The 16,977-nt window shown below is 63.5% G+C and carries 18 protein-coding genes and 2 tRNA genes; 11 read left to right on the top strand and 9 right to left on the bottom strand.

Features of this window, described 5'->3' with window-relative positions:
• Positions 1-75, top strand: a tRNA-Asn gene (locus LGR64_RS06050).
• Positions 76-120: 45 nt separating this feature from the next.
• Positions 121-196, top strand: a tRNA-Asn gene (locus LGR64_RS06045).
• Positions 197-240: 44 nt separating this feature from the next.
• Here the strand turns inward: LGR64_RS06045 and LGR64_RS06040 are convergent.
• Positions 241-567, bottom strand: a complete 327-nt coding sequence (locus LGR64_RS06040; RefSeq protein ID WP_012206656.1) for a hypothetical protein — start codon at positions 565-567, stop codon at positions 241-243.
• 235 nt (positions 568-802) lie between these two features.
• Here LGR64_RS06040 and aat point away from each other — a divergent pair, with 235 nt between their 5' ends.
• The 3 genes from aat to LGR64_RS06025 all read left to right on the top strand — a co-directional run bounded on the left by aat (position 803) and on the right by LGR64_RS06025 (position 3,287).
• Positions 803-1,588, top strand: a complete 786-nt coding sequence (gene aat / locus LGR64_RS06035; RefSeq protein ID WP_013801510.1) for a leucyl/phenylalanyl-tRNA--protein transferase — start codon at positions 803-805, stop codon at positions 1,586-1,588.
• Positions 1,585-2,334: an arginyltransferase gene (locus tag LGR64_RS06030; protein ID WP_012206658.1), complete on the top strand. Its 750-nt coding sequence runs from the start codon at positions 1,585-1,587 to the stop codon at positions 2,332-2,334. The genes aat and LGR64_RS06030 overlap by 4 nt, the downstream gene beginning before the upstream one ends.
• Positions 2,335-2,462: 128 nt before the next feature.
• Entirely contained in the window at positions 2,463-3,287 is an 825-nt protein-coding gene (locus LGR64_RS06025; RefSeq protein WP_013801509.1) for an IclR family transcriptional regulator, read from the top strand.
• Between the two features lie 111 nt (positions 3,288-3,398).
• On the opposite strand, the gene LGR64_RS06020 is transcribed toward LGR64_RS06025, so the two are convergent.
• From LGR64_RS06020 to LGR64_RS05990, 7 genes are all read right to left on the bottom strand, one after another.
• On the bottom strand, positions 3,399-4,496 hold the full coding sequence (locus LGR64_RS06020; RefSeq protein WP_013801508.1) for a serine hydrolase: 1,098 nt from the start codon (positions 4,494-4,496) through the stop codon (positions 3,399-3,401).
• A gap of 119 nt (positions 4,497-4,615) precedes the next feature.
• Positions 4,616-6,154, bottom strand: a complete 1,539-nt coding sequence (locus LGR64_RS06015; RefSeq protein WP_012206661.1) for a 2-isopropylmalate synthase — start codon at positions 6,152-6,154, stop codon at positions 4,616-4,618.
• Between the two features lie 99 nt (positions 6,155-6,253).
• Positions 6,254-7,945, bottom strand: coding sequence for a 2-isopropylmalate synthase (gene leuA, locus LGR64_RS06010; RefSeq protein ID WP_141834609.1), 1,692 nt, complete (start codon positions 7,943-7,945; stop codon positions 6,254-6,256).
• A 225-nt stretch (positions 7,946-8,170) separates the two neighbouring features.
• Positions 8,171-9,004: a CDP-diacylglycerol--serine O-phosphatidyltransferase gene (gene pssA / locus LGR64_RS06005; protein WP_012206663.1), complete on the bottom strand. Its 834-nt coding sequence runs from the start codon at positions 9,002-9,004 to the stop codon at positions 8,171-8,173.
• A gap of 210 nt (positions 9,005-9,214) precedes the next feature.
• A complete protein-coding gene (gene ilvC, locus LGR64_RS06000) occupies positions 9,215-10,231 on the bottom strand; it encodes a ketol-acid reductoisomerase (RefSeq protein ID WP_012206664.1) in 1,017 nt (338 codons plus the stop codon).
• 72 nt (positions 10,232-10,303) lie between these two features.
• Positions 10,304-10,795 (bottom strand): acetolactate synthase small subunit, encoded by a 492-nt coding sequence (gene ilvN / locus LGR64_RS05995; RefSeq protein WP_012206665.1) that lies wholly within the window; start codon positions 10,793-10,795, stop codon positions 10,304-10,306.
• A 154-nt stretch (positions 10,796-10,949) separates the two neighbouring features.
• On the bottom strand, positions 10,950-12,731 hold the full coding sequence (locus tag LGR64_RS05990) for an acetolactate synthase 3 catalytic subunit (protein ID WP_013801506.1): 1,782 nt from the start codon (positions 12,729-12,731) through the stop codon (positions 10,950-10,952).
• A gap of 277 nt (positions 12,732-13,008) precedes the next feature.
• On the opposite strand from LGR64_RS05990, the gene LGR64_RS05985 reads away from it, so the two are divergent.
• The 6 genes from LGR64_RS05985 to LGR64_RS05960 are packed head-to-tail and all read left to right on the top strand — an operon-like array spanning position 13,009 to position 16,527.
• Positions 13,009-13,581 carry an RNA polymerase sigma factor gene (locus tag LGR64_RS05985; RefSeq protein ID WP_013801505.1) on the top strand — a complete coding sequence of 191 codons (573 nt, stop codon included), beginning with the start codon at positions 13,009-13,011 and terminating at the stop codon, positions 13,579-13,581.
• On the top strand, positions 13,578-14,036 hold the full coding sequence (locus LGR64_RS05980; protein WP_063325910.1) for a DUF3619 family protein: 459 nt from the start codon (positions 13,578-13,580) through the stop codon (positions 14,034-14,036). The genes LGR64_RS05985 and LGR64_RS05980 overlap by 4 nt, the downstream gene beginning before the upstream one ends.
• Positions 14,037-14,056: 20 nt before the next feature.
• Positions 14,057-14,908 (top strand): DUF3106 domain-containing protein, encoded by an 852-nt coding sequence (locus tag LGR64_RS05975; protein WP_034398837.1) that lies wholly within the window; start codon positions 14,057-14,059, stop codon positions 14,906-14,908.
• A gap of 29 nt (positions 14,909-14,937) precedes the next feature.
• Positions 14,938-15,483, top strand: coding sequence for an RDD family protein (locus tag LGR64_RS05970; protein ID WP_034396055.1), 546 nt, complete (start codon positions 14,938-14,940; stop codon positions 15,481-15,483).
• Positions 15,484-15,523: 40 nt separating this feature from the next.
• Entirely contained in the window at positions 15,524-15,937 is a 414-nt protein-coding gene (locus LGR64_RS05965) for a diacylglycerol kinase (protein ID WP_034396058.1), read from the top strand.
• Entirely contained in the window at positions 15,934-16,527 is a 594-nt protein-coding gene (locus LGR64_RS05960; protein ID WP_012206672.1) for a TIGR00730 family Rossman fold protein, read from the top strand. Before LGR64_RS05965 ends, LGR64_RS05960 begins: the two co-directional genes overlap by 4 nt.
• A 101-nt stretch (positions 16,528-16,628) precedes the next feature.
• Here the strand turns inward: LGR64_RS05960 and LGR64_RS05955 are convergent, their stop codons facing one another.
• Positions 16,629-16,967, bottom strand: coding sequence for a P-II family nitrogen regulator (locus LGR64_RS05955; RefSeq protein ID WP_012206673.1), 339 nt, complete (start codon positions 16,965-16,967; stop codon positions 16,629-16,631).
• Between the last annotated feature and the right edge of the window lie 10 nt (positions 16,968-16,977).

The raw sequence follows: 16,977 nt of genomic DNA, 5'->3' as shown, positions 1-16,977 counted from the left end.
CCTCAATAGCTCAGTTGGTAGAGCGCCGGACTGTTAATCCGTAGGTCCCTGGTTCGAGCCCAGGTTGAGGAGCCAAATTTCAGTGGCCTTGCAATCGCACAAGACCCAACGCCAACATATTCCTCAATAGCTCAGTTGGTAGAGCGCCGGACTGTTAATCCGTAGGTCCCTGGTTCGAGCCCAGGTTGAGGAGCCAGATGAAAAGCCCGCATGCCAACGCATGCGGGCTTTTTTGTTGGGTCAGGCTGCACGCACCATGCCCACGGTGGGCGTGTTCGGTGGCGATGGAGTTGCAGCGGGCTCCACGGTGACGGGCTTGCTGTGCCTGGCATGTGCGCGGCGCGAAACATGGGCAGCACGGGATTGCTCGACACCCTCTTCCCATGCGCGCAGCTCTTCTTCCAGCCGTGCGGCACGTTCCGCATACATGTCAGCAGAGGACTTGTAGTACTCCGCTGCAATGGTGTGCTCCAGCATCGCCATGCGGGCTTCCTGCAGGTAGGCCCGGGTGCGACGGATATAGCGCGGCTCGGCAAGGCTTGCGCCAAAGATTTTGCTGAAAAACATCGCTCATCCTCCTTCGATGCCTTCACAGCGAAAGCCAAGCATCCGCAAGAAGACGGAACCAGCATAGCCCAAGCCTGCCAGGCGGCACTGTCCCCTGGCGCGACAAGGCCGCGTAGGAGGTTCACTTACCCCGGCCAGGCGATGCCCTCGCATCCACGCAGCCCTCTTGCGCATGGTTTGTGCAAGACTGCGGCTGCAGAGAATACGAATCCATTTCCTCCGTTCGCACCCGATCATGTCCCATCCCCTCCCATGGCTCATCCCCCACCAGGCCTTCCCTCCTGTGGAAACGGCATGGGGCCCCAACGACCCCATCCCGGGCCTGCTGGCCGCAGGCGGCACACTGGATGCGGCGCACCTGCGCATCGCCTACAGCCAGGGGATTTTCCCCTGGTTCAGCGAAGGCCAGCCCACGCTGTGGTGGTCGCCCGATCCACGCATGGTGCTGCAGACATCGCAGTTCCGGCTGCACCGCAGCCTGCGCAAGACATTGCAGCGCTTTCGCGCCACGCCGGGCTGCGAGATCCGCATCGACAGCGCGTTCGAGACCGTGATGCAGCACTGCGCCCAGACGGTGCGCCACGACCAGGATGGCACCTGGATCGTGCAGGAAATTCTTGACGCCTATACCGACCTGCACCACCAGGGTGCAGCCCACAGCGTGGAGACCTGGGTGGACGGACGCCTGGTGGGCGGCCTGTATTGCGTGGCACTGGGCCGCGCCGTGTTTGGAGAATCCATGTTCGCGCATGCCACCGACGCATCCAAGATCGCGCTGGCGGCCCTGGTGGCGCTGTGCAGACACCAAGGCGCCGCGCAGATCGATTGCCAGCAGGCCACGCAGCATCTGGCCTCGCTGGGGGCGCGCGAAATGCCGCGCGCCCGGTTCCTGCAAACCGTGGCCGAGCAAAGCCAGCTGCCGCCCATGCGCTGGCAGTTCGAAAACGTATACTGGGACGCGTTGCTGCCACCGTCCGGTGAGGCTGGCGACACATCACCGGCTGCCGCCAGCACACCATGACGCACCCGAACGATCTTCCGCTGCAGGCCCTGCAGTTCTATGCCACCGCCGCCTACCCCTGCAGCTATCTCGATGGCCGGCTGGCGCGTTCGCAAGTGGCCACGCCCAGCCACCTGATCCAGAACAGCGCCTATTCGGAGCTGGTGTCACTGGGTTTTCGCCGCAGCGGAATGTTCACCTACCGGCCGTATTGCGACGGATGCCGCGCCTGCGTGCCGATGCGCATCCTGGTCCACGACTTCCGCCCCGACCGCAGCCAGCGCCGCGCCGCCGCGCGCCACGCCGACCTCACGGCATCGATCCAGCGCCTGCACTACTCGAACGAGCACTACCAGTTGTACCTGCGCTACCAGCAAAGCCGCCACAGCGGCGGAGGCATGGACCATGACAGCGTGGACCAGTACACCCAGTTCCTGCTGCAAAGCCGCGTCAACTCGCGCCTTGTGGAGTTCCGCACACCGGCGGCCGATGGCGGCATCGGCACGCTGAAGATGGTCTCCATCCTCGATGTGCTGGAAGACGGGCTGTCTGCCGTCTACACCTTCTACGAACCCAACGACCCCGCCAGCTACGGCACCTTCAATGTGCTGTGGCAGATCGACCAGGCCCGGTCCATGAGCCTGCCCTATGTCTACCTGGGCTACTGGATCGCCGACAGCCAGAAGATGAATTACAAGGCGCGCTTCCTGCCCCATGAAGTGCGCGTTGACGAGCGCTGGCAGCGCGTGGATCAGCTGCCGCGCTGATACAGCGTCACTCCACGCCTTTTCAGCGACATTTCTTATGCGCATAGCCGCTGTTTGCTGGCGGCACATATGCCGCCATGCCATGGCCGCCGCTAGAATGACCGAATGCCGAAACTCCACTCCGCCTCATGAAAAAAAACGATAACGCGGCCTCCCCCAAGCCCAGCGTCCAGGTCCTGGAACGCATGTTCACGTTGATCGACGTGTTGGCCTCGCGCGAGGAAGCGGTATCGCTCAAGGAGATCAGCGAGCGCACCGGCCTGCACCCCTCCACCACGCACCGCATCCTCAACGATCTGGCCATTGGCCGCTTTGTCGATCGCCCCGAATCGGGCAGCTACCGCCTAGGCATGCGCTTCCTGGAACTGGGCAATCTGGTCAAGGCCCGCCTGAGCGTGCGCGAAGCGGCCCTGATCCCCATGCGCCAGCTGCACAAGCAGATCCAGCAGCCGGTCAGCCTCAGCGTGCGCCAGGGCGATGAAATCGTCTATGTGGAACGCGCCTACAGCGAGCGCTCCGGCATGCAGGTGGTGCGCGCCATCGGCGGCCATGCGCCGCTGCACCTGACGTCCAACGGCAAGCTGTTCCTGGCGGCCGACGATGCGCAACAGGTCCGCGCCTACGCCACGCGCACCGGCCTGCCCGGCAAGACGCACTTCAGCATCACGCGGCTGGCCGACATGGAAAACGAGTTGGACAAGGTACGCCACCATGGCGTGGCCCGCGACAACGAAGAGCTGGAACTGGGCGTGCGCTGCATGGCCGCCGGCATCTACGACGACCAGGGCAAGCTGGTGGCCGGCCTGTCCATCTCCGCTCCCGCCGACCGGCTGGACGAGAGCTGGATGTCCAAGCTCCAGTCCACCGCACAGGAGATCTCGGGCGCCTTGGGCTTCAACGCAACCCGCCCGGCGGCACCGCCACCCAACCCCTACGCGCGCAGCAGCCATTGAACAGCCGTCGGCCCCATTGGCATTGGCCAGGGGCCATTGGCAAGACAGACCCCTGCCCACCAGAAACGACAAAGGCGCCATCGGCGCCTTTGTCGTGAGGGGAAAGAAAACTCAGCCCTTGACCTTGTGGATCATGGGATCGCCAGCCACCTGTCCCATGGACTCCACCCAGTGGCGCACGCGCTCGGCATCGCCGAGGCGGCTGAACTTTCCGGCCGAATCCAGGAAGACCATGATGATCTTGCGGCCAGCCACCTGCGCCTGCATGACCAGGCAGCGGCCTGCCTCGGAGATGTAGCCGGTCTTTTGCAGACCGATGTCCCAGGTGGGGCTCATCACCAGGCGGTTGGTGTTGTTGTACTGCAGCGTGCGGCGGCCAACGGCCACCTCATAGCCGGGCGAGGTGGTGTACTCGCGCACCAGCGGATCGCTGTGCGCCACATTGACGAGCACGGCCAGATCACGGGCGCTGGACTGGTTGCGGCTGGACAGCCCGGTGGGCTCCACGTAGCGGGTATCGGTCATGCCCAGCAGACGGGCCTTGGCGTTCATCTGCTGGACAAAGGCATCAAGGCCACCAGGGAAAGTGCGGCCCAGGGCATGGGCAGCGCGGTTTTCGCTGGACATCAGGGCCAGGTGCAGCATTTCACCACGCGTGAGCGTGGTGCCGACGGCCAGGCGCGAGCTGCTGCCCTTTTCGGTATCCACGTCGTCCTGCGTGATGGTGATGGTTTCATCCATCGGCAGATGGGCCTGGGAAATCAGCAGGCCGGTCATCAGCTTGGTCAACGAGGCGATGGGCAAGACGGCATGGTCGTTCTTGCTCAGCAGCACCTCATGGGTGTCCTGGTCCAGGACCAGGGCCACGCTGCTCTTGAGATCCAGAGGATCGGCCACCGCATGCAGACCGGCCATCTGGCCGAAGGACAGGCGTGGCTCGTAGGCAACGGCGCGAATGGGGCTGGCCACGCTGCGTGCAGCGACGCGGCTGGGCTGGCGCGCGCTCTTGGCAACGCGCTTGCCCTGGGGAGCGGCCGTGGCGCGCTCCTTCACCGCCTTCTTCTTGACAGGGGCCACAGCCACCTGTTTCTTGGCAACTTTCTTGGCAGGCGCGGCATATGCGCCCGGAGCAGCAAGAGCACAACTCAGGGCCAGAAAGGACATGACCTGAGCAAATCGACCGAGGCGGGCACGGCGTAGGGTGGGCATGAGAAATGCTCCAAGCAGCAAGAATTTGTGACTAGACCTTACATTAATCGAAAAAGTCGCACTGTGACAATAACTTGTGCGACTTTTCGATAATTTAAGTGAAATTATAAGGCGAGTGCTTACCCCTGCGCAGCCACGATCTCTGCATTGCTGTGTAATTTGTTCAAAGCGCTCAGATAGGCCTTGGCAGAAGCCACGACGATGTCAGGGTCGGCGCCCACGCCGTTGACCACGCGCCCGCTGCGCTGCAGGCGAACGGTCACTTCGCCCTGGCTTTCGGTGGAGCCACTGATGGCGTTGACCGAGTACAGCAGCATCTCGGCACCGCTCTTCACCTCGGACTCGATGGCCTTGAACGAGGCATCGACCGGGCCATTGCCGTCGGACTGGGCCTTGATCTCTCGGCCGTCGCGGCTGAACACCACCGACGCGTGTGGGCGCTCACCTGTCTCGCTTTGCTGGGCCAGCGAGATGAACTGGAAGGGGTCGGCCTGCTGATGCGCGTCCTGCTCGGTCACCAGGGCCAGGATGTCCTCGTCGAAGATCTCGCTCTTGCGGTCGGCCAGCTCCTTGAAGGCGGCGAAGGCGGTATTGATCGCGGCTTCGCTGTCCAGCTCCACGCCCAGCTCGTGCAGGCGCTGCTTGAAGGCGTTGCGGCCGCTGAGCTTGCCCAGAACGATCTTGTTGGCGCTCCAGCCCACGTCCTCGGCACGCATGATCTCGTAGGTGTCGCGCGCCTTGAGCACGCCGTCCTGGTGAATGCCGGAGGCGTGGGCGAAGGCGTTGGCTCCCACCACGGCCTTGTTGGGCTGCACCACGAAGCCGGTGGTCTGGCTGACCATGCGGCTGGCGGCCACGATGTGCAGGGCGTCGATGTTGACGTCCAGGCCAAAGTAGTCCTTGCGCGTCTTGATGGCCATCACCACCTCTTCCAGCGAGCAGTTGCCGGCGCGCTCACCCAGGCCATTGATGGTGCATTCGATCTGGCGGGCGCCGCCGAGCTTGACGCCGGCCAGCGAGTTGGCCACGGCCATGCCCAGGTCGTTGTGGCAGTGCACGCTCCAGACCGCCTTGTCGCTGTTGGGCACGCGCTCGCGCAGGTTCTTGATGAAGGCGCCGTAGAGCTCGGGAATGGCATAGCCCACGGTGTCGGGCACGTTGATCGTGGTTGCGCCCTCGGCGATCACGGTCTCGATGACGCGGCACAGGAAATCCGGGTCGCTGCGGTAGCCGTCCTCCGGGCTGAACTCGATGTCGGCAATCAGGTTGCGCGCAAAGCGCACGGATTGGCGCGCCTGCTCCAGCACCTGCTCGGGCGTCATGCGCAGCTTTTTCTCCATGTGCAGCGCGCTGGTCGCAATGAAGGTGTGGATGCGCGCGCGGTTGGCGTCCTTGAGGGCTTCGGCCGCACGGGCGATGTCACGGTCATTGGCCCGCGCCAGCGAGCAGATGGTGGAGTCCTTGATGGCGCGCGCAATGGCCTGCACCGACTCGAAGTCACCGTTGGAGCTCGCCGCAAAACCGGCCTCGATCACATCGACCTTCAGCCGTTCGAGCTGGCGCGCGATGCGCAGCTTCTCGTCGCGGGTCATGGAGGCACCGGGCGACTGCTCGCCGTCACGCAAGGTGGTGTCGAAAATGATCAATTGGTCGGTCATGGGGAGTCTCGTCTTTCTTGTGGATGCGAAGCCCCTGCCCACGGGCAGGCGATGAAAAAAGCCGGTGCGCTTGTGGCTGCACCGGCTCGGGAACGAAATTCAGGCGGCGACCGCCTCCTGCTCCACCGCATTCTCGGCGGAGGGAACACGCTGCAAGCCCGACATGATGGCCCGGAACGAGGCAGAGACGATATTCGCATCGACCCCGACGCCGTAGCACACGTGGGACTCGTCCACGCGCAGTTCCACATAGGCGATGGCCTTGGCGTTGGCGCCTTCGCCAATGGCGTGCTCGGCATAGTCCAGCACGCGCACCGCGCGGCCGCTGTGCTCGCTCAGCGCCTGCACGAAGGCATCGATCGGGCCCGTGCCCTCGGCCTCAATCGTGCGCTTGCCGCCCTCGACGGCCAGGTCGGCCGACAGGCTGACCACACCATCGTTCTCGCTCAGCCGGTAGTGCGGCGCCTGCACGGATTGCAGGCCGTATTCGCGCTGGAACAGATTCCACAGGTCGGCGGCAGCCAATTCCTTGCCGCTGGCATCCATCTCGCGCTGCACGACCTGGCTGAACTCGATCTGCAGGCGGCGCGGCAACTGGAGGCCATATTCGCTTTCAAGCAGATAGGCGATGCCGCCCTTGCCCGACTGGCTGTTGACGCGGATCACGGCCTCATAGCTGCGACCCAGGTCCTTGGGATCGATGGGCAGATAGGGCATGTCCCAGACGTCGCCTTCCTTGCGGTCGGCGAAGGCCTTCTTGATCGCATCCTGGTGCGAGCCAGAGAACGAGGTGTAGACCAGATCGCCCACATAGGGATGGCGCGGGTGCACGGGCAACTGGTTGCAATGCTCGACCGTGCTGCGGATGCCGTCGATATCGGAGAAATCCAGCCCGGGCGACACGCCCTGGATGTACATGTTCAGCGCCACGTTGACCACGTCGAGGTTGCCCGTGCGCTCGCCGTTGCCGAACAGGCAGCCCTCGAGGCGGTCGGCACCGGCCATCAGCGCGAGCTCGGCCGTGGCCGTGCCCGTGCCGCGATCGTTGTGGGGATGGACGGACAGCACGATGGAATCACGGCGCTGGATATGGCGGTGCGTCCACTCCACCATGTCGGCAAACAGATTGGGCGTGGAATGCTCCACCGTGGTGGGCAGGTTGATGATGCACTTGTGCTCGGTCGTGGGCTGCCATACATCGGTGACGGCATCGATGACGCGCTTGGAAAACTCCAGCTCGGTGTCCGAATACATCTCGGGCGAGTACTGGAAGGTCCACTGCGTCTGGGGGTAGCCGGCAGCGATCTCGTTGAACATGCGGGCATTGGTGGTGGCCAGCTCGACGATCTCGTCTTCACTCATGTTCAACACCACGCGGCGCATCACGGGCGCGGTGGCGTTGTAGAGATGGACGATGGCACGGGGCACGCCTTCGAGCGCTTCGAAGGTACGGCGGATGAGGTGCTCGCGCGCCTGGGTCAGCACCTGGATGGTCACGTCATCGGGAATGCGGTTTTCCTCGATGAGCTTGCGCATGAAGTCGAACTCCACCTGCGAAGCGGAGGGAAAACCGACCTCGATCTCCTTGAAGCCGATCTTCACCAGTTGCTCGAACATGCGCATCTTGCGATCGATGTCCATGGGCTCGATCAACGCCTGGTTGCCATCGCGCAGATCCACGCTGCACCAGATCGGAGCCTTGGTAATCGTCGCGTCGGGCCAGCTGCGATTTTGCAGACGCACGGGAGCGAAAGCGAACGGACGGTACTTGGTCGAAGGGTTTTGCAACATGGCTGAAGTGCTTTCTATCGTCTAGGTAAAAACAAGACCCACCTGCTCCAGCGACCCCACAAATGCAAACGGCCCGTCGCTGGTGCAAACGGGCCGTGAAAGTAGGTATGTACGCGCGCGCTACTGTCTCTGCCCGTTGGACATCAGTAGTAGAGCTAGCGACAGGTATTGCATTCAGACGACTTTAGCACAGGTTCACAAAGGCTGTGAAGATGCTGCGCCGCATCACTTGTGCAGGCCGCGCTCCTCGGGCTCGTCGGTCGAGGTGCTGATGACGCTGGTGCGCTGGCCCTTGGCCTTGCGCCAGGCGTAGACGCCATAGCCCGAGAAACCGTAGAGCAGAAACACGCCGAACAGCACGATGGGCGGGTGGATGTTGATGATGGCAATGCCCAGCGCAATCAGCACGATGGCGGCAAACGGCACGCTCTTCTTGAAGTGCACGTCCTTGAAGCTGTAGAACGGCACATTGGTGACCATGGTCAGGCCCGCGTACAGCGTCAGGAAGAACATGATCCAGGTGATCTGCGTCCAGCTCAGCCAGGCATCCTGACCGCGCAGCAGGCCCGCTTCGTCCAGCAGCCAGATGAAGCCCGTGACCAGCGCCGCCGCCGCAGGCGAAGGCAGGCCCTGGAACCAGCGCTTGTCCACCGTGCCGGTATTCACGTTGAAACGCGCCAGCCGCAGTGCAGCGCAGGCGCAATAGACAAAGGCGGCAATCCAGCCCCAGCGACCAATGCCCTTGAGCGCCCACTCATAGGCGATCAAGGCGGGAGCGGCGCCGAAGGACACCATGTCCGACAGCGAGTCCATCTGTTCGCCAAAAGCGCTCTGCGTATTGGTCATGCGTGCCACGCGGCCGTCAAGACTGTCCAGCACCATGGCGCAGAACACGCCTGCGGCAGCCAGCTCAAAGCGTCCATTCATGGCCATCACGATGGCGTAGAACCCACCGAACAGCGCAGCCAGCGTGAACAGGTTGGGCAGGATGTAGATACCCTTGCGGCGCTTGCGCACCACCACGCCCTCAATCTCGTTGGACTCATTGTGGTTTTGCATCAATCCAGCCTCCAGCACAGCGCCTACGGGCGCGGGCAGCTATTAAAACGATAGTATTCTAAGGGAGCGGACCGCGCCGCCCCGAAAGGGTCAGTGTACCTGCGCGCCGCACCCCTTCCCTGCACGAAAAAGGCCACCCATCGGGGTGGCCTTGTCCTGCACCTTGCGTAGGCCGCTTGCGCGACCCAGGCAAGATGGAATGCAGCAATCTCAGTTTCGGCTCTGGTCAACCAGCTTGTTCTTGGAGATCCAGGGCATCATGGCGCGCAGCTGGCCACCGACCTTCTCGATGGCGTGGTCGGCGTTCATGCGGCGGCGGGCCGTCATGCTCGGGTAGTTGGTGCGGCCTTCCTGGATGAACATCTTGGCGTATTCGCCGGTCTGGATGCGCTTGAGGGCAGCACGCATGGCTTCGCGCGACTTGTCGTTGATGACTTCGGTACCCGTCACGTACTCGCCGTACTCGGCGTTGTTCGAGATCGAGTAGTTCATGTTGGCGATGCCGCCTTCGTACATCAGGTCCACGATGAGCTTGAGCTCATGCAGGCACTCGAAGTAGGCCATTTCGGGAGCGTAGCCGGCTTCGGTCAGGGTCTCGAAGCCCATCTTCACCAGTTCCACCGCGCCGCCGCACAGAACGGCTTGCTCGCCGAACAGGTCGGTCTCGGTTTCTTCCTTGAAGTTGGTCTCGATGATGCCGCCCTTGCCGCCGCCGTTGGCCATGGCATAGGACAGGGCCAGGTCACGGGCCTTGCCGGACTTGTCCTGGTACACAGCGATCAGCGAAGGCACGCCGCCGCCCTTCAGGTACTCGGAACGCACGGTGTGGCCAGGGCCCTTGGGGGCGACCATGATCACGTCCAGATCGGCGCGGGGCACGACCTGGTTGTAGTGGATGTTGAAGCCATGGGCAAAGGCCAGCGTGGCGCCTTGCTTGATGTTGGGGGCCACGTTGTTGTTGTAGACCTCGGGGATGTTCTCATCCGGCAGCAGGATCATGACCAGGTCGGCGGACTTCACGGCGTCATCGACTTCCGCGACGGTCAGGCCAGCCTTGGCGACCTTGTCCCAGGAAGCGCCGCCCTTGCGCAGGCCGACCACGACCTTCACGCCGCTTTCGTTCAGGTTTTGCGCGTGTGCGTGGCCCTGGCTGCCGTAGCCGATGATGGCAACGGTCTTGCCCTTGATCAGGCTCAGGTCACAGTCCTTGTCGTAGAAAACTTTCATGTTGGCTCCAGGCTTCGTGTGTGTAGGGGTTGAAAAGGGGAAGGGGACAGGTTTCAGGTGCGTTGCAGCGCATCAAACGCGCAGAATGCGTTCGCCGCGGCCGATGCCGCAGGAGCCGGTGCGCACGGTTTCCAGAATGGCCGTGCGGTCCAGCGCCTGCAGGAAGGCGTCGTTCTTGGATTGGTCGCCGGTCAGCTCGACCGTGTAGCTCTTTTCGGTCACGTCGATGATGCGGCCGCGGAAGATGTCCGCCATGCGCTTCATCTCCTCGCGTTCCTTGCCCACGGCGCGGACCTTGACCATCATGAGTTCGCGCTCGGTATAGGAGCCCTCGGTCAGGTCCACGACCTTGACGACCTCGATCAGGCGATTCAGGTGTTTTGTGATCTGCTCGATCACGTCTTCGGAGCCATTCGTCTGAATGGTCATGCGCGACAGCGATGCGTCTTCCGTGGGGGCCACGGTCAGCGATTCGATGTTGTAGCCGCGGGCCGAGAACAGGCCCACCACGCGCGACAAGGCTCCCGGCTCGTTTTCGAGCAGCACGGCAATGATGTGTTTCATGAAAGAAAGATTCCTCTTTTCGCTGCCCTCCCCCGGCGCCGGTAAACGTCGGGCTTGGCAGGCAATAGATTCGTCAAAGGGGCCGCTTCGAGGACGGCTCACTGGAACGGATGCGGCAGAAATGAACCCGGGCAAATCCCGCAAGGGACCATGCTCAGAGGTCGTCAGCTCCCAACAGCATCTCGGTGATCCCACGGCCAGCCTGCACCATGGGGAACACATTCTCGGTGGGATCGGTACGGAAGTCCATGAACACCGTGCGGTCCTTGAGCTTGCGTGCCTCGCGCAGGGCGGGCTCCACGTCCTCGGGGCGCTCGATCAGCATGCCCACGTGGCCATAGGCCTCGGCCAGCTTCACGAAGTTGGGCAGCGAGTCCATGTAGCTGCTGCTGTAGCGACCCGAGTACTCGATCTCCTGCCACTGGCGCACCATGCCCAGGTAGCGGTTGTTCAGCGACACCACCTTGACCGGCGTGTTGTACTGCAGGCAGGTAGCCAGCTCCTGGATATTCATCTGGATGGAGCCTTCACCCGTGATGCAGAACACCTCGGATTCAGGCTTGGCCAGCTTGATGCCCATGGCGTAGGGCAGGCCCACACCCATGGTGCCCAGGCCGCCGGAGTTGATCCAGCGGCGCGGCTCGTCGAAGCGGTAGTACTGCGCGGCCCACATCTGGTGCTGGCCCACATCGGACGTGATGTAGGCATCGGCGTCGCGGGTCATGTTCCACAGCGTCTCCACCACGTACTGCGGCTTGATGACCGAGCCATCGCCACGGCTGTACTGCAGGCAGTCGCGGCTGCGCCAGCCTTCGATGGTCTCCCACCATTGGCCCAGGGCCGCTGCGTCGGGACGGGCACTTGCCTCGCGGATCATGGAGATCAGCTCGGTCAGCACCTCCTTGACGTCGCCCACGATGGGCACGTCCACCTTCACGCGCTTGGAGATGGAAGAGGGATCGATGTCGATGTGGATGATCTTGCGCTCCACCGACATGAAATGCTTGGGGTTGCCGATCACGCGGTCATCGAAGCGTGCACCCACCGCCAGCAGCACGTCGCAGTTCTGCATGGCATTGTTGGCTTCGATGGTGCCGTGCATGCCCAGCATGCCCAGGAACTTGCGGTCGCTGGCCGGATAGGCGCCCAGGCCCAGCAGCGTATGCGTGACCGGGTAGCCCAGCATGTCCACCAGCGTGCGCAGCTCGTTGCAGGCATTGCCCAGCAGAACACCGCCGCCCGTGTAGATATAGGGTCGCTTGGCGGCCAGCAGCAACTGCAGCGCCTTGCGGATCTGGCCGGCATGGCCCTTGCGCACCGGGTTGTAGGAGCGCATCTCCACCTTGTCGGGGTAGCCGGCGTAGAGCGCCTTCTTGAAGGACACGTCCTTGGGGATGTCCACCACCACGGGGCCGGGACGGCCGGTGCGCGCGATGTGGAAGGCCTTCTTCATCGTGTCCGCCAGCTCGCGCACATCCTTCACCAGGAAGTTGTGCTTGACGATGGGGCGGGTGATGCCGACGGTGTCGCATTCCTGGAACGCATCGGTGCCGATGTAGGCCGTCGAGGTCTGGCCGCTGATCACGACCAGGGGAATGGAATCGGTGTAGGCGGTGGCAATGCCGGTCACGGCGTTGGTCAGGCCGGGACCCGAAGTCACCAGGGCCACGCCGACTTCACCCGTGGCACGGGCAAAACCGTCTGCCGCATGCACTGCCGCCTGTTCATGGCGCACCAGCACATGCTGAATGGAATCTTGTTTGTAGAGGGCGTCGTAGATGTACAGAACCGCACCGCCCGGATAGCCCCAAAGCTGCTTGACGCCTTCGGCCTGCAGGGACTTGACGAGGATCTCGGAGCCCATCAGCTCCTGGGATGCATGGGACTGCGACGCCGCTGCTGCCGCGCTGGAGTACTCGGCTTTGGAAATTTCCATGATCAACCTTTGTGAATTTCTCTAACGAAAAACCTTGGGTGCCCCTTGCCTGAAGCCCTTGTGAGGCCGGTGCGGGACTTAGGACCAACAGACATGGGCGAGTGAGTAAACGCCGGACCGTGACCCGTTTGCCTTTTTGAATTGCAGCAGACATTATCGCACTGCAACAAGCCTGCGCACCATCCTGCGAAAAAAATTGACAGTGCGGTGCGATAATCAGGCCCCGCACCCGTTCAGCCCCTCATCAACGAGCCCCTCATCCGGGCCTGCGTTCCTTTTGGCAACCGAGCAAGAACTATCCGACTTCCTCAAAAGCGTAGAAAAGCGAGCCTTCAAGCGCAGCTTTTTTCACGTCCGGGATGAGGAGGCGGCGCTGGACATCGTGCAGGACAGCATGCTCAAGCTGGCGCAGCACTATGGCGACAAGCCCATCAACGAGCTGCCCATGCTGTTCCAGCGCATCCTGTCCAACAGCACGCTGGACTGGTTTCGCAGGCAAAAAACGCAGAACGCCCTCTTCACCCGCATGAGCGATCTGGAGGCGTCGGCCGGCGACGATGCGGACTTCGACTGGCTCGAAACCTATGCCGACTCCGGCCAGAACGGCGAAACCGCCCGCAGCGCCGAAGATCTGACCGAGCGGGCCCAGATTTTGCAAAGCATTGAAAAAGAGATACAGGAGCTTCCAGCACGTCAACGCGAAGCTTTCCTGATGCGTTATTGGGAAGAGATGGACGTCGCGGAGACCGCTGCCGCGATGGGGTGTTCCGAAGGAAGTGTAAAAACACATTGTTTCCGCGCCATCCAGACATTGAGCAAGGCACTGAAGGCCAAAGGAATCGAGCTATGAAGACTGCGCCCACTCTCACTCTCCACAGCGAAATGGCGGCAGACCGCATCGCACGCCGGATCACCGCGCGCCTGGGTGACGGCGAGGCGTTGCTGCCATACGACATCACCGAGCGGCTGCGCGCTGGGCGCGAGCGCGCCCTGTCCGTTCGCCGGCGCGAACTGCGCGCTGCGCCCTTGCAGGCTGCCAGCGCAACCCAGGCCCAGGGCGGCACGCTGACGCTGGGCTCGGGCGACGAGGGCGGCACCTGGTGGCGCGCGCTGATCTCGGCCGTGCCGGTGCTGGCGTTGATCGTTGGCCTGGTGGTCGTCAACGTGCAGACGGACCAAACAGGTCTGACCGAGGTTGCCGAGGTGGATACCGCCTTGCTGACCGATGATCTGCCGCCCGCCGCCTACGCCGACCCCGGCTTCATCCAGTACCTGAAGACTTCGGCCACCAACACGGAACGCTGATCCCCGCCTTGCCTGCCTGCATGCCCACTGATTCACGCGCCGCGTTCCACCGCTCAGCCGCCGCCATCCTGGCGGCGGTGCTGTTGATGGCGCTGGCCTGGACCGGCTGGCGCGTCGTGCAGCAGGTACGACTGGCACCCAGCACCGTCTCGCCGGCCACGATCGCAGCCTCCAAGACCCTGCACGGTGATGCAGCCACACGCCAGCGCGCCACGGACCTGGCCTCCGGCCCGCGCTGGGCAGAGCTGACACCGGCGCAGAGCAGCGTGCTTGAACCCCTGTCCGAGCGCTGGTCCATGATGGATGCGCTGCAAAAGCGCCGCTGGATGGCGCTGGCCGAGGGCTGGGACAAGCTCAGCGAGAAAGAGCAGGAAAAGCTGCGCGATCGCATGCAGACCTGGTCCAGCCTCAGCGCCCAGCAACGCAGCCAGGCCCGCCTGAATTTCGCCCTGACCAACCGCCTGGCCACAGACAAGCGCGCCCAGTGGGAGGCCTACCAGGCGCTCAGCGACGAGGAAAAACGCCTGCTGGCCGCGCGCGCCGCGCCCAAGGCCAAGGGCGCCGCCACCGCCATAGAGCCCGTGGCCCCCAAGCGGCTGGCGCGGATTCCGGCGGCCTCGGTGGCTCCGGCCACCATTCCGAATCCGCCGAAGATTCCGCCCGCCACCATCTACAACCCGCCGCTCCCCGTACCTCCGGCCCCATCCCCTCCAGGTGTGGAAACCCATCCCGTGCGCCCGCCGGCGCTGGTGGAGACGGCGCCGGTGGAAGTGCCCTCGGCCACGCCCATGCCTTTGCCGCCCATGGAACTGCATGACAGCCCCGATGCTGCATCCCAGCCATCGCACGGCGAAGCGCCCCTCTCGCATTGACGCACTGACGCACCGATCTCCCCGTCCGCATGACGAACGCCACATCCCCCGCCTCCACCACGGCAGCCGCAATCGCAGCATCCCCACAGATGGCCCCGCGACTGGCGCGGCGCATGGCCTGCTGGCTCTACGAGGGCATGCTGCTGTTCGGCGTGGTCTTCATTGCAGGCTATCTGTTCGGCACCCTGTCGCAGACACGCAATGCCATGGACAACCGCCATGCGCTGCAGGCCTTCATGTTCGTGGTGCTGGGGATCTACTTCGTCTGGTTCTGGTCCAAGGGCCAGACGCTGGCCATGAAGACCTGGCACATCCGCCTGGTGGATGCGGCAGGCCAGCCCGTCAGCCAGTTGCGCGCGCTGCGGCGCTATGTGTTCAGCTGGATCTGGCTGCTGCCGCCACTGGCGGCCTATTCGACCGGCGTGCCTGCACTGACCACGCTGATGCTGCTGGTGCTGTGGGTAGCGCTCTGGGCGCTTCTGAGCCGCTTTCATCCGCGCCGGCAGTTCTGGCATGACGCATGGGCTGGCACCCAGTTGATCCACCAGGCCCCGGCGCCCAGGAAAAAGCGCTGACAGCCCCAGAGGCAGCGTCGCATCTCCTACACTCGCAAGCATGCCCGCCGCATCTCCCGACCCGACCGACAGTGCACCTGTCAATCCCCAGAAAAGCCGCACAGGCCTGACGCGTGTCTGGCACGCGGCAGGCTATTCGCTGGCAGGCCTTCGCGCCGGATGGAATGAAAAAGCCTTCCGCCAGGAAGCGCTCGCCGCCATCGTGCTGATCCCTGCCGCCTTCTGGCTGGGAAGCAGCTGGATCGAGGTCGCACTGCTGGCGGGCACCGTCTTGCTGGTGCTGATCGTGGAGCTGCTCAACAGCGGCATCGAGGCCGTGGTCGATCGCATAGGCCCCGAATGGCACGTTCTGTCCAAGCAGGCCAAGGACATGGGCAGCGCGGCCGTGATGCTGGCGCTGCTGCTGTGCGCCGGCGTCTGGCTGGCCGCCCTCTATCAACGGTTCATTGCATGACAAATCCCACGTTTTCCATTTGTGTGTATTGCGGCTCGCGCCCCGGCGACCAGCCCGGATTCATTGAGGCGGCCCGCGCCACCGGCCGCTGGATCGGCGAGCACGGCGGCCAGCTGGTCTATGGAGGCGGCCGCAGCGGCCTGATGGGCGAGGTGGCCGAGGCCACACGACAGGCCGGCGGCCGCGTCGTGGGCGTGATCCCGCAGGCGCTGGTGGACAAGGAACTGGCCAACCATGCCTGCGATGAACTGCACATCGTCCAGACCATGCACGAGCGCAAGGCCATGATGGCCGAACGCAGCGATGCCTTCGTCGCCCTGCCCGGCGGCATAGGCACCTTCGAGGAATTGTTCGAGGTCTGGACCTGGCGCCAGCTGCGCTATCACGACAAGCCCATCGGCCTGCTCAATGTGGATGGCTACTACGACAGCATGCTGCAGTTCCTGCAGACCTGCGTGGGCCATGGCTTCATGGGCGAGTGGCAGATGGGACTGATCGAAAGCGGCAGCGACATCCCCACGCTGCTGCAATCCCTGGTGCAGAACGCCGGCACCGGCCTGGAGACTGCGCCCTTGCGCGCCGTGATCTGAACAGAAGCGGAAACGGAAACGGCCACCCTTGAGAGGATGGCCGCCAGCGTCGAGATATCAAGAATGCAGGGCGCCGAATGCGCCCTGCCCTGCTCTCGGACTCAAATGGCTCCGTCGTCGAGCTCGCCGGTACGGATGCGCACCACGCGCTCCACGGCCGTGACGAAGATCTTGCCGTCACCGATCTTGCCCGTGCGCGCCACGTTGACGATGGCGTCCACGCAGCGGTCCACGTCCTCGGTGCGGACCACGACCTCGATCTTCACCTTGGGCAGGAAGTCCACCACGTACTCAGCGCCGCGGTAAAGCTCGGTATGGCCCTTCTGGCGGCCAAAGCCCTTGACCTCGGTGACGGTCAGGCCGTTGACGCCGCAGTCGGCCAGTGCCTCGCGGACCTCTTCCAGCTTGAACGGCTTGATGATGGCGGTGATCATTTTCATGGGGTGAACT

The organism is Delftia sp. Lp-1, from assembly GCF_020523835.1.
GTDB lineage: Bacteria > Pseudomonadota > Gammaproteobacteria > Burkholderiales > Burkholderiaceae_C > Comamonas > Comamonas acidovorans.
This window is presented reverse-complemented; position numbering and strand designations above follow the sequence as displayed.